Origin of the sequence: Endozoicomonas sp. ONNA1 (genome assembly GCF_024606325.1) — a bacterium.
Lineage (GTDB): Bacteria > Pseudomonadota > Gammaproteobacteria > Pseudomonadales > Endozoicomonadaceae > Endozoicomonas_A.
This window is the reverse complement of the sequence record NZ_JAHHPN010000299.1, coordinates 1-3,600: the sequence shown is the minus strand read 5'-3', so window position 1 is coordinate 3,600 and position 3,600 is coordinate 1. Positions and strand designations below refer to the sequence as shown.

The 3,600-nt window shown below is 51.3% G+C and carries 4 protein-coding genes; all 4 read right to left on the bottom strand.

Going from position 1 to position 3,600, the window contains the following annotated elements; genetic code table 11:
• Positions 1-665, bottom strand: a 665-nt coding sequence (gene rseP, locus KDK19_RS07085) for an RIP metalloprotease RseP (RefSeq protein WP_257291630.1), incomplete at its 3' end; no start/stop codon positions are given.
• Between the two features lie 155 nt (positions 666-820).
• On the bottom strand, positions 821-2,008 hold the full coding sequence (gene ispC, locus KDK19_RS07080) for a 1-deoxy-D-xylulose-5-phosphate reductoisomerase (RefSeq protein WP_257255301.1): 1,188 nt from the start codon (positions 2,006-2,008) through the stop codon (positions 821-823).
• Positions 2,009-2,010: 2 nt separating this feature from the next.
• A complete protein-coding gene (locus tag KDK19_RS07075; RefSeq protein ID WP_257255302.1) occupies positions 2,011-2,811 on the bottom strand; it encodes a phosphatidate cytidylyltransferase in 801 nt (266 codons plus the stop codon).
• Positions 2,805-3,572 (bottom strand): polyprenyl diphosphate synthase, encoded by a 768-nt coding sequence (uppS, locus tag KDK19_RS07070; RefSeq protein WP_368736447.1) that lies wholly within the window; start codon positions 3,570-3,572, stop codon positions 2,805-2,807. Before uppS ends, KDK19_RS07075 begins: the two co-directional genes overlap by 7 nt.
• Positions 3,573-3,600: the final 28 nt, after the last annotated feature.

Below are 3,600 nucleotides of genomic sequence, written 5' to 3'. Positions count from 1 at the left end.
ATCCCCAGCGCTTTGACTGGATTCAGATCCTCTTGACCTACCAGCCAGTCGTTCAGAGGCACCTGCCTGACGACTTCACTCCCTACCGGCTTTTGGCCGGGGATTCCCTGCCTGACAGTTACATCGACAGAACGATTGTCGCCAATAAACGACAAAAGCTCCATATTAACCTGCTGCCACCCGGGTGTATCTGCCGAACCGATTCTTAAAATCTCATCTCCAGGCTGAATACCAGCCACGGCTGCAGGAGAGTCAGGTAATACTTGCTCAACCTGTGGTAGCATGGTCTTTACGCCCAGTACATACATTAACCAGAGCGCGGCTATGGCCAGCAGGAAATTAGCGATCGGCCCCGCGGCCACAATCGCTATCCGGGAGAGGACCGGTTTATTGTTAAAAGCGAACGCCTTCTCCGATTCGGGTACAGGCCCCTCCCGCTCATCCAGCATCTTGACATAACCACCAAGAGGGATGGCTGCAATCACGTATTCAGTGCCCTGACGATCGGTGCGACTCCAAAGTGGTTTGCCAAAGCCTACTGAAAAGCGCAGTACCCTGACACCACATCGCCGAGCCACCCAAAAATGACCAAATTCATGAATACTGACAAGAATCCCTAACGTTATGACAAAGGCCAGAAACGTCTGCAAAGTTCCAAATATCATTTCGCGTTACCCAACCTCCGTTACGCCAGACTGACTGCCTCGACCCTGAACTTCCAGACAGCAGCAGTTGACAGAGTTTTATGATTCAATGTACGACTGTAAATAGAATATCGCCAGAATGACAGTGAAATATATGCATTTAAACCTTAAGAACATCAAGCTGTCTTGTGCCAATATTCAATCTGGGTTCTGGCCTGTAACCTGGCCTTTCGATCAGCATCCAGCACCTGCTCAATATCACCAGCACTCTTCACCTGAAGCGCCTGAAGAGTGGCATCAATGACTTCCGGGATACGATCAAAGCGAAGATGATCGCCCAGAAAGGCTTCTACAGCCGCCTCATTGGCTGCATTAAGCATAGCGGCAGCAGTACCACCAGTAGATGCAGCATCCTGAGCCAGCTGCAAACACCTGAAACGCTGCAGACAGGGCTTCTGAAAATCCAGCCTGCCAACATCGGCCAGAGAAAGTGGCTCTACACCGGACTGGATGCGTTCCGGCCAGGCCATTGCATGAGCAATAGGTGTGCGCATATCCGGGTTCCCCATCTGGGCCAGAACCGAGCCATCCTCATAGTCCACCAGAGAATGAATAATACTCTGCGGATGAATCACCACTTCGACCTGTGAGGGGCGGGCACCAAAGAGCCAGCACGCCTCAATAAACTCAAGCCCCTTGTTCATCATGGTCGCCGAGTCTACAGAGATTTTTCGCCCCATACGCCAGTTCGGATGAGCACAGGCCTGGGCAGGCGTGACAGCTGGAAGAGCTTCTACCGGAATATCCCTGAAAGGACCACCCGAAGCGGTTAATAAAATCCTGCGAACCCCAATGCTCTGAAGACCTTGTCGATAACCATGAGGAAGGCACTGAAAGATAGCATTGTGTTCACTGTCAATAGGCAACAACTGAGCTCCGGACTCTTTCACTGAATCCATAAAAAGCGCACCAGTCATTACCAGCGCCTCTTTGTTTGCCAGCAAGACTTTCTTGCCTGCCTTGACAGCAGCCAGAGTAGGCAAAAGACCTGCCGCTCCGACAATAGCTGCCATGACGATATCGACGTCTGAATCAGCGGCCACCTGAGCGACTGAACGGCTACCACCAAGAACCTCTGTTTTGATTCCTTCAGCTTTAACCGACACCCTCAACTGGTCTGCAACAGCAGGATCTGACATTACAGCAAAGTCGGGCTTAAATGCCCTGACCTGCTCCAGCATCGGGTCATGACTCCGACATGCGACCAGCGACCTTACTTTATAACGATCACTGTTTCGGGCAATGACATCCAGAGTGTTTTTTCCGATAGACCCGGTTGAGCCCAGTACACAAACCTGCTGCATGCTTAACTCCCACCGATAACCAAAGCAAGAGTAAAGACCGGCACAGCCGCCGTCAGGCTGTCTATTCGATCCAGCACCCCACCATGGCCGGGCAGTAAATTACTACTGTCCTTAATCCCACGCTCTCGCTTGAGCATACTTTCAAAAAGATCGCCCAGCACGGAAACCAGCACGACAACTATTGAAAGCACTAAAAGCCCCAGCCCACGGGCAAAAGAAAGGTCAAAGTAGAGCCCCACACAGGCCGCTACCAGTAACGACATCAGCAGCCCGCCCACTAATCCTTCAATCGTTTTCTTGGGACTCACCCGTTCAGCCAGCTTGTGACGCCCGAGACCCTTACCGGCAAAATAGGCCCCCACATCGGCCGCCCAGACGAGCAGGAATACCAGCATGATGGTCCAACCCTGCTGGTCATGGAATTTGAGTTTTGTGAGAGCAAACCAGGCCGGGACCAACGTCAACAAGCCCATCATCAGCCTTAAAAAACGACTGTGACAGAAATAGGCGGAAGAAGGATAACCCTTGACCAGAGCAAATGCTACCAGCCACCAGACGACAGATACAGCCAGCAGTATATAGGCTGACATATCTTTAACAAACCAGCAGACCCCACCAGTCAATAACACATAACCCACCCGGGCGGCGGTGTCCTTGAAACCAGACAAGTTGGCCCACTCCCAGGCTCCAAGCATAATAACCAGAGCAATCAGGATCGAAAAAGCGGTGGGAGAAAGAAAAACAACACTCCCTAAGGCCATAACTGCCAGAAACACGGCAGTGAGAATTCTCTGTTTTAACACGTAGCCTCAGCCTCCACCTGCTCGCTGGTCTTGCCAAATCGTCGCTGACGATTGACATAAGCCAGGAGCGCACGCTCAAACTCCCTGCGATCGAAATCCGGCCACAAGGTTTTGGTAAAATAAAATTCGCTGTAGGCACACTGCCACAGAAGGAAGTTACTAATACGCTGCTCACCACTGGTTCTGATTAAAAGGTCGGGCTCGGGTATACCAGCCGTACTCAAATGCTGACCAATCAACGACTCATCAACCTCGTCAGCGGATATCTCACCCTGCTCCACCAGGCTAGCCACCTTACGAGCAGACTGAGCAATATCCCACATCCCACCATAATTAGCAGCAATCACCAGGGTCACTTTCGCCCCGTCAGCAGTCAAAGCTTCTGCTTCTGCAATCTGCGCCTGAATGTCAGGGCTAAAGCGACTTACGTCGCCTATAATTTTCAACCTGATATTATTTTTTTTGAGCTTGCCAGTTTCCTTGCGCAATGTCCTCAGGAACAATTCCATCAGGCCATCCACTTCACTCTTCGGCCGATTCCAGTTTTCACTACTGAAAGCAAAGAGAGTCAGAACCTTAATACCTGCTTCACCACAAGCCTCAACTACTCCTCTTACTGCTTTTACACCCGCTCGATGTCCGGCAAGACTCGGAAGCAGTCGCCGTTTCGCCCAGCGGTTATTCCCATCCAGAATGATGGCCACATGGCGGGGCAACTTACTCCCGGTATCCCCTCTAAGTTGCCGATTTCCTCTAGCGATTCCATGGCCATTCACTATTTTGTTGATC